The sequence below is a fragment of the Streptomyces sp. BE20 genome (assembly GCF_036322525.1).
Lineage (GTDB): Bacteria > Actinomycetota > Actinomycetes > Streptomycetales > Streptomycetaceae > Kitasatospora.
On the sequence record NZ_JAQYWW010000937.1, the window covers coordinates 1 to 8236 of the forward strand.

General features: G+C 71.8%; 4 protein-coding genes, 2 pseudogenes and 2 CRISPR repeat arrays. Of the genes and pseudogenes, 4 read left to right on the plus strand and 2 right to left on the minus strand.

Going from position 1 to position 8236, the window contains the following annotated elements; genetic code table 11:
* The first annotated feature begins 267 nt into the window (after positions 1 to 267).
* Positions 268 to 2454: a CRISPR direct-repeat array (repeat unit 29 nt; unit sequence GGGATCACCCCCGCGGACGCGGGGAGCAG).
* Positions 2455 to 2909: 455 nt separating this feature from the next.
* The 4 genes and pseudogenes from PUR61_RS22005 (at position 2910) to PUR61_RS22020 (ending at position 4849) form a co-directional block, all read left to right on the plus strand.
* Positions 2910 to 3110, plus strand: a complete 201-nt coding sequence (locus tag PUR61_RS22005) for a hypothetical protein (RefSeq protein ID WP_329880990.1) — start codon at positions 2910 to 2912, stop codon at positions 3108 to 3110.
* A 7-nt stretch (positions 3111 to 3117) separates the two neighbouring features.
* Positions 3118 to 3657 (plus strand): DUF6879 family protein, encoded by a 540-nt coding sequence (locus PUR61_RS22010; RefSeq protein WP_329880991.1) that lies wholly within the window; start codon positions 3118 to 3120, stop codon positions 3655 to 3657.
* Positions 3654 to 4497, plus strand: a pseudogene (locus tag PUR61_RS22015) (helix-turn-helix domain-containing protein). The gene PUR61_RS22010 and the pseudogene PUR61_RS22015 overlap by 4 nt, the downstream one beginning before the upstream one ends.
* Before the next feature lie 154 nt (positions 4498 to 4651).
* The gene (locus PUR61_RS22020) at positions 4652 to 4849 is read left to right on the plus strand and encodes a hypothetical protein (protein ID WP_329880993.1); all 198 of its coding nucleotides are present in this window, start codon (positions 4652 to 4654) and stop codon (positions 4847 to 4849) included.
* A gap of 349 nt (positions 4850 to 5198) precedes the next feature.
* Here the strand turns inward: PUR61_RS22020 and PUR61_RS22025 are convergent, their stop codons facing one another.
* Complete coding sequence (locus tag PUR61_RS22025) at positions 5199 to 5789, minus strand: transposase (protein ID WP_329880994.1); 591 nt, start codon at positions 5787 to 5789, stop codon at positions 5199 to 5201.
* Positions 5790 to 6164: 375 nt separating this feature from the next.
* Positions 6165 to 7657: direct repeats of the CRISPR family, unit length 29 nt; unit sequence CGGCTGACCCCCGCGGGCGCGGGGAGGAC.
* Between the two features lie 220 nt (positions 7658 to 7877).
* A pseudogene (locus tag PUR61_RS22030) lies at positions 7878 to 8236 on the minus strand (hypothetical protein); the annotation flags it as partial.

The following is an 8236-nucleotide window of genomic DNA, read 5'->3' on the forward strand; positions in this document are numbered from 1 at the left end:
ACTCCCTCAAAGGCGAGTCCTACCGCATGCGCGGCCGCGAACTCGGCCGCACCCCGACCACCAACAACGACTGAACACGACCGCACAATGGCCCACGATTGAACCGATCAGACCGGCCCGATTTCAGCCGTTGCCGACACGGAGATCTGCTGTCCCCGCGCCTGCGGGGAGGACACGATCACCGGCAAGGGGGCTGACGATGTGGCCGGCTGACCCCCGCTGGCGCGGGGAGGACGAGCCTTCCTGCTGAGTGAACTCCATCTGCTGTGGCTGACCCCCGCGGACGCGGGGAGCAGGCGGTCGTCGACGGCGACGACCGCGGAATCCTGGGATCACCCCCGCGGACGCGGGGAGCAGCCCTTCTCTGTCGTCACATCAAGCTGAGTGCCGGGATCACCCCCGCGGACGCGGGGAGCAGCGCGACCACGATCTTGTGCTGAGGCATGAGGCGGGATCACCCCCGCGGACGCGGGGAGCAGCGCATATCGCCGACACCCGCCGAAGACGGGTCGGGATCACCCCCGCGGACGCGGGGAGCAGCCACCGGCAGCGCGTTGGGCAGGTGCAACCCGGGGATCACCCCCGCGGACGCGGGGAGCAGCTCTACGACGTCACCCGCCTCGCGTGCAACCAGGGATCACCCCCGCGGACGCGGGGAGCAGTGGCTGAGCCCGCGTCAAGGCACTGGCCTGCCGGGATCACCCCCGCGGACGCGGGGAGCAGCAGACGTTCCACATGGCTTCGGCGCTGACTCCGGGATCACCCCCGCGGACGCGGGGAGCAGCCGCCGAACGGGTTGATAACGACCCGCTGAACGGGATCACCCCCGCGGACGCGGGGAGCAGGCCGGGTCCGAAACGCGGGCCCTCGCCTACGGGGGATCACCCCCGCGGACGCGGGGAGCAGCGGTGACCGGGTGTGGGGGGTGGCGCCGCAGCGGGATCACCCCCGCGGACGCGGGGAGCAGAAACGGCTAGCTACTGGGAGAGGTGGCGGCCGGGGATCACCCCCGCGGACGCGGGGAGCAGTGCTGGCCGCCGCAGGGGCCGCACAGGCCGTCGCCCCGGCCGGGGCGGGCGGAGGGATCACCCCCGCGGACGCGGGGAGCAGCCGACGAGGCCTCGCCCAGGCCCTCACATTCCGGGATCACCCCCGCGGACGCGGGGAGCAGCCGATGAGCGCCCGCAGCGTCCGCGTCGTCTCGGGATCACCCCCGCGGACGCGGGGAGCAGCGGGAGACCGGCTCCGGGGCGGGGAGGTGACGGGGATCACCCCCGCGGACGCGGGGAGCAGAAGGATCAGGCGGGCGACCTTGCGGGCGGCCCGGGATCACCCCCGCGGACGCGGGGAGCAGAAGGATCAGGCGGGCGACCTTGCGGGCGGCCCGGGATCACCCCCGCGGACGCGGGGAGCAGAGGGCGTCATCAGAGAGGGCTCCCGTCCACCCGGGATCACCCCCGCGGACGCGGGGAGCAGCGGAAACGCGTGGCGGCAGAGGCGCGCGGACCGGGATCACCCCCGCGGACGCGGGGAGCAGGCGTGGATCAGGTGGCTGGCCATCTCGTCGCGGGGATCACCCCCGCGGACGCGGGGAGCAGGTCCGGGAGGAGGCGGCCTCCGCCCGTCAGGAGGGATCACCCCCGCGGACGCGGGGAGCAGCGGACGGACGGAAGGTTCGTCCCCAGTCTCTTGGGATCACCCCCGCGGACGCGGGGAGCAGTCCGCCACCAACCCCGACGAACGCGAGCAGCTGGGATCACCCCCGCGGACGCGGGGAGCAGCGCCGCCCAGTTCGAGCGCGCGGCCAGGGCCCGGGATCACCCCCGCGGACGCGGGGAGCAGGCTGAACGTCTTGAACGATCAAGCGGACTGGTGGGATCACCCCCGCGGACGCGGGGAGCAGATCGTCTCCTCGGCGGGCTACAGCGAGCAGACGGGATCACCCCCGCGGACGCGGGGAGCAGCCAGCGCACAGCCGGATCGCCGTACCCGTCCTGGGATCACCCCCGCGGACGCGGGGAGCAGCCGCGGAACTCGGTCACCCGGCCCCACCCGGCGGGATCACCCCCGCGGACGCGGGGAGCAGTCCTCCCAGATCACGACCACGTCCGTCAGCTGGGGATCACCCCCGCGGACGCGGGGAGCAGCGGCCCCTAAATTCCCCCCAAATGATCATGGGGGGATCACCCCCGCGGACGCGGGGAGCAGACCTACGTGCCGTGGGAGCCCACCGGCGACCCGGGATCACCCCCGCGGACGCGGGGAGCAGCCGTCATTCCCCCCGTGCCCGCCCGGTGGGAGCCGGGATCACCCCCGCGGACGCGGGGAGCAGAAACGGCTAGCTGCTGGGAGGGGTGGCGGCCGGGGATCACCCCCGCGGACGCGGGGAGCAGGGCGACTGCGCGCCGCCGGGTACGACGTCGTGGGGATCACCCCCGCGGACGCGGGGAGCAGAGTTCATGACCTGCGGGTCTATTCGGCGAGAACACGGAAATCTGCAACTTCCAGAGATTCGGGCATTTCAGGCACTCCCGCAAGCATCCCCAGAACACAGCGCACGTCATGCAAGCCGAACTGATCCTGTGTCTGGCCCCCGCATTCGCGGGGTCACTGGCATGTCGAGCGCTACGATCCGGCCCGCTCTGTGGAGATGTCAAGGAGCAGCGTCCATCGTGGCAGACGGTGACGACGCCGTGGTGCGCTTCCGCGGTTGGGTCGCCCCGCGCCTGCGGGGAGGACAGGCGAGGCCGACAGTGCGGGTGTGCATGGCCCCTGGGACTGTGCAGCGCGGTCGGACCGTATCGGCCCTGGACCCACTCCGGTGGGTCATCGACGGATCCTGCCAACTCGCCACCTTGTGGCCTCCGGTGAGGTCATGCTGGTAGTCCACGATTCGAGAGGGGCGCGTCATGGAACTCAAGTTCCTCGGTTCGACCAGCGAGCACGGCGACTGTCCGACCCTGTACGAGACGGAGACGGGCGACATCGTCGTTCAGGGCGACGAGCTGACCGACCCGGACGGCATCGCCCAGTTGCTCCACCTGAAGGCAGGCGAGACGGCGGTCGTGATCCCGCGGGCGCTGCTGACCCGGTTCGCGCCGAAGGAGTAGGTCGGCTGTGCCCGAGATCATTCCCTTCGCCGAAGCGGCGCCGCACCTGTTCGAGACGTTCGCACACACCGCGTTCCGTCTGGAGACGCGCCGCGGCTACGCCTCGGACCGTGCCGGAGCGCGGTACCAGGCGTTCATGGCCGGCGTGATGCCGCAGTACGAGCCGGAGGTCGCCTGGAACGTCGATGTCCGAGCAGCAGTCGCGGCCGGGCGACGGTTTGAACGTGTTCGCATCGTCGACGACCCGCCCACCGACGGGCAGCGATTTCTCCTCGCGTCCGGACCGGGCAATGTCGAGGCCGGCGAGGACATCCGCAACCTCTGGCGCGCCGACGCCGACCGGCTCGATCTACCCGCCTTCGACTTCTGGTTGTTCGACAGCTCGATCCTCGCGAGGTTCCACTTCGACGACGACGACCGGACGCTGGGCGTCGAGCTGACCACCGACCTGGCCGAAGTACTCCGGGCCTGCCAGGCTCGTGATGCGTCGTGGCACTACGCGGTCCCCACCGTCGAGTTCGCCGCGGCGGTAGCGTCCGGCGTGTGAGTACCGATCATCAGCAGGGCCGGGTGGCCCTCGGCGCGCGCCTTCGCGAGCTGCGCACCGAGGCGGACCTCTCCGGCCGGGCCCTCGCCGGACAGCTCGGCTGGGTGCAGTCGAAGGTGTCGAAGTTGGAGACCGGCCGGCAGACGCCGAGTCCGGCGGACCTGCAGGCATGGGCGTCGGCGACCGGCAGGCCCGGGGTGACGGCCGAGCTGCAGGCCCGGCTGCGGGGCCTGGAAACGCAGTACCGGTCGTGGAACCGCCAGCTCGCCGGCGGGCATCGGGAGCGTCAGGAAGCCGCAGTTCTGGAGACGCGCCGGACGGACGTGATCAGGGCGTTCGAGTCGGCCAGGATCCCCGGCATGCTCCAGACGTCCGAGTACGCGCGGCACATGCTGACGGCGGGCGCCGACTTCATCGGCTCCCCCTGGGACACCGAGGACGCCGTCCGGGCGCGCATACGCCGTCAGGAAGCACTCTACGAGCCGAGCCGCCGCTTCCGGTTCCTCCTCTGGGAAGCCGCGCTGTACGTGACCGTCGGAACCACCGAGGTGATGATCGCCCAGCTGGACCGCCTCGTCGGCCTTCTCGGCCTCGACACTGTCGACCTCAGCATCATCCCGCTCGGCAGCGCACCACGCCGCACCCCGGCGCACGGGTTCTGGTATCTACGACGACCGCCTCGTGATCGTCGAGACGATCAATGCCGAACTGTGGCTGGACAGCCCCGCCGACGTCGCCATCTACGCCAGGGCCTGGGACTGGCTCGCCGAGAGTGCTGCAACCGACCACCAGGCGCACCGACTCATCGGCCGTGCCCGGGCCTCGCTCACGGCTCGCTGAGGATCACCGAGCACGATCCGTTGCGATCGGAGAATCATCGAGGATCACGGCCCGGTCCGAGAATCACCGCGTCCTACCGTGCTGGGTGCGGCAGACCGGACCGCCTGTCCGGCGCTCCGTCTGCCGGTAGCCCATGCACGGCCGAGGAGGACGAGTGGGCTGGACCGCAGACGAGGACTGGACCGTCAGCGTGGACGGACTTCTGGAGGCGACGGCCCTGCCGCCGACGGCGGCCCTGACCCCCGCGGGCGCGGGGAGGACGGTCTTCGCGATGGTCACAGGGGCACGTCCTTCGGCCGACCCCCGCGGGCGCGGGGAGGACGCGACCTCCTTGTCCCAGGAGACGCGGTAGTAGGGCTGACCCCCGCGGGTGCGGGGAGGACTTGGCGTCCATGGACATCTGGAGCTGCGTGTTCGGCTGACCCCCGCGGGTGCGGGGAGGACAAGGCGGGGCGCCCTGGTCAAGCGCGTTGAGCCGGCTGTATGAGCACGCGTTCGGGTGCGGTGCCCCGAGTACGGCGTGCCAGGGAAGGTGAAGGGGGGTGGGATCGAGCGTCTACTCCGATTCCCGAGGCGTACCAGAGGGACCGTCCAGCCACCCCCCTTTGCCCCAGGCCGCCCATGGTGTCGGCAACGGCTGAAATCGGGTTCTGGATCACTTTCCGGGCTCTGTCGCTGATTGAGGGGTCTTGGCTGGCTGATCATGGTGATAGGAGGATGCGGCGGCGTAGGAGGTCGAAGTTGGCCCGCCCGTACATCTGGCGCTTGAGCAGCTTGATCCTGGTCACGTTGCCCTCTACTGCTCCCGAGGTGAGTGTGGTGTTCAGGGCCGCGAGAACGGCGGCGTGGTCGCGTCGGATGCCGCCGGCCAGGCTGCGGAGTTCGGGTTGCCCGTCGAGGCGGACGTCGGCGAGCCAGACATCGAGGGCCAGGTGCTCGCTGCGGCGTTCGCGGACCATGGTCGCCAGGCGCCGGGCATACTGGGTAGTCGTGGCCAGGGCCGGGCTGCGTTCGCACAGCTCGTCGAGGCACTTGCGTTCGGTATCGTCGAGCCGCTCGGGTCGGCGCATGATCCAGTCGGTGACGCGGCGGACAGTCAGGTACGGAGCAGGGTGTCCCGGCACGTGGTCATGGCCGGACGCCCGGAGATCCGGGCTCCGGCCCGGCCGCCCAAGAACAGGGCGATGTCGGTGAGCTGAGCGGTGAGCGCGGTCGTGCGACGCGCGTGGCGGGACGTCAAAGCCGGGATCTGCTCGGCGAACGTCCGCCGGTCGCACTGGTCGTTGCCGCATACGAGACGACGCGCCCTCAGGTCCAGCCGAACCCGCCGACCCGCGACCGGACGGTCCGCAAGACGCCGCCGGTATTAGCAGTGCAGCCGCGATGATTTTCGCTCGCACCCCGGGCAGACGGCCGACGCCGCCACCGACCGCACGGCGAGACGAACCTCGCTATCCCCAAGAACCATCTCCTCGACCTCCACGCCGATCCCCGGGAAGAGAAGGTCCGCCACACGCACCGAATCCATCACGCCGAGGTCATGCCCACCGCCCGATCACGGTCGGCACGGACCCCTCAATCGGCGACAGAGCCCGGAAAGTGATCCAGAACCTCGTTTCACCCGTTGCCGACAACACCCGGCTGGACCGCCCGCGGCCCGCCGCCCTCGGCTGACCCCCGCGGGCGCGGGGAGGACGCCCCCGGAGAGTCTCCCGGGGGCCGTGTGTGTCGCTGACCCCCGCGGGCGCGGGGAGGACTGGTCGTCGGTCACGGTGTAGGCGTCGGCGAGCGGCTGACCCCCGCGGGCGCGGGGAGGACCGGATCAGGACGTCGCGTTCACGGACCGCGGTCGGCTGACCCCCGCGGGCGCGGGGAGGACCGCTCCGTTCGCCCCGTCTCCGAGTTGACCACCGGCTGACCCCCGCGGGCACGGGGAGGACCTCGCCAAGCGCGGCCGCGGCATCGGCCTGTCCGGCTGACCCCCGCGGGCGCGGGGAGGACCTCCCGGCCCCGGGTAACCGAGTCCGGCGGGACGGCTGACCCCCGCGGGCGCGGGGAGGACGCGACCCTGTTCTACTCCGTCGAACCAGAGGCCGGCTGACCCCCGCGGGCGCGGGGAGGACTGGGACTCGGGCGTCACGGTGCGGGTCGTCGGCGGCTGACCCCCGCGGGCGCGGGGAGGACACGAACAGGCCGATGAGCACGCCGACGGCCATCGGCTGACCCCCGCGGGCGCGGGGAGGACTTCGAGACCTCCCGCGCCGCCGTGGTCCGCCGCGGCTGACCCCCGCGGGCGCGGGGAGGACGCGCGCCGCTTCGCCGACTCCTCCTCGAACACCGGCTGACCCCCGCGGGCGCGGGGAGGACTCGTCGGGCAGCGGTGCCCAGTCCGCCAGCGCCGGCTGACCCCCGCGGGCGCGGGGAGGACTTCAGGGCGCCGGCGTTCACGGTGAAGCTCTGCGGCTGACCCCCGCGGGCGCGGGGAGGACTTCAGGGCGCCGGCGTTCACGGTGAAGCTCTGCGGCTGACCCCCGCGGGCGCGGGGAGGACCGCAAGAACGGCACCCAACCCCCCGTCCAGACCGGCTGACCCCCGCGGGCGCGGGGAGGACCGGACCTGGGAGAGCCGCGACGCGGCGGACAACGGCTGCCCCCCGCGGGCGCGGGGAGGACAGGAAAGGGTCAATCAAGATCGATGCGGTGCTCGGCTGACCCCCGCGGGCGCGGGGAGGACGACCGGGCGCCGAAATATATCAAGGAGGATTACGGCTGACCCCCGCGGGCGCGGGGAGGACTCCGTCGACTGCGGCCCGTCCAAGTACCGGACCGGCTGACCCCCGCGGGCGCGGGGAGGACCACCCCGCCATCGCCTACAGTGCCGCCGGCGTCGGCTGACCCCCGCGGGCGCGGGGAGGACCGGAAAATCTGGTAGTGCCGAGGGTTGTCGATCGGCTGACCCCCGCGGGCGCGGGGAGGACCTCGTTGCGCCGACTCCGACTGATCCGCCGGCCGGCTGACCCCCGCGGGCGCGGGGAGGACATGGTGTGTCTCCCCTTTTCCCAGGTCACGAGCGGCTGACCCCCGCGGGCGCGGGGAGGACGGATCGCCTCCTTGGCGTCGGCGGGGTGGGCCTGGCTGACCCCCGCGGGCGCGGGGAGGACCCTTCGCGACCTGCACCGTTCTCGCGACTTTGCCACTTCTTGACCGACCTTCAAGGAGCACATTCGGGCTGGCCTGTTGAGGTATCAAGGAGCAGTACTCATCGTGGCAGACACCGGCCACAGTCCGTGCGGAAGGGACGGCTACGAATCCGATTGGGACGGCCTGGAAGACGGCCGACCCCTGCGGGCGCGGGGAGGACTGTTGCCGTATCAAGCAGCGTCAGGCGAGTGAGCTGTCGCTCTCCGCGCTGTCGAACCCGCTGGCGGAGGTGAGACCCTCGACGAAGGACCGGAAGTCCGGAGCGAGGACCAGCTCCGAGTTGTCATCCGCGTCGAACCAGGTGACGGAGGGTTCCCTGTGCCGGCCGCAGGCGCGGTAGTCGAGTCCGATCCAGCACGGCCCGTCGCCCGAGAGCAGCACCACAGGGGCGGGAAGGATCCACTCCTCGACCAGGTACGGGCTGTCGAACAGGGAGATCGTCCGCTCGCGGTGGCCGATGCCAAGCACACTGTCGAAGGGGACGTGGTCGGCACTCCACGAGGTCGGCCCGCTCGTGGGGAAGGCATTGCGGCCGCTCG